This is a genomic window from Curtobacterium sp. MMLR14_002, from assembly GCF_001864975.1.
GTDB classification, from domain to species: Bacteria; Actinomycetota; Actinomycetes; order Actinomycetales; family Microbacteriaceae; genus Curtobacterium; species Curtobacterium flaccumfaciens.
In genome coordinates this window covers 1-459 of sequence record NZ_MJGT01000097.1, presented here as the reverse complement: position 1 = coordinate 459, position 459 = coordinate 1, and the positions used below count along the sequence as shown (strand labels likewise).

Sequence of the window (459 nt, the reverse complement as noted above, 5' to 3'; positions counted from 1 at the left end):
CCTCTGCGAGCAGCTACGTATCCCCGCTTGCGGCGTCATTGGCAATTCGTCAATGAACTACGGTTGTTCGAGATCCACAATCTCGTTACCTATGGTGTACACGTGTACTCAACCTGCGGCGAAGTCAACTTCTCGCAAGCGACGAACCTCTACCACCCTCAGACCGTGATCGGATCGCTCCGCCATACTGGGGAAGGCGAGGAGCCGGGCTTGAAGGACCGTGAAGGCAAGTGGGACCTCCGGCCGCACAAGTCCAGGATCGTCACGGTAATCGACGAAACGCTCGCTTCTTGGCACGCGGTACTCGAAGACGAGTCGGTGCCGATGCGGCAAGCTCGGATGGTCTACGCGGTGAACCGTTCGACTGCCGCTGTGCTCGACAAGCTCTCAAAGGGAAAGCGCGTCGGAGACCTCCAACTAGACTATTCCGCTGGCTGGAACGAGACGACCGATTTCAAA

General features: G+C 58.0%; 1 protein-coding gene. It reads left to right on the top strand.

All coding sequences use genetic code 11. The features are described from left to right. Positions 1-63: 63 nt before the first annotated feature. Positions 64-459 (top strand): hypothetical protein (locus BIU91_RS16140; RefSeq protein WP_139196874.1); only part of this gene is annotated, 396 nt, incomplete at its 3' end.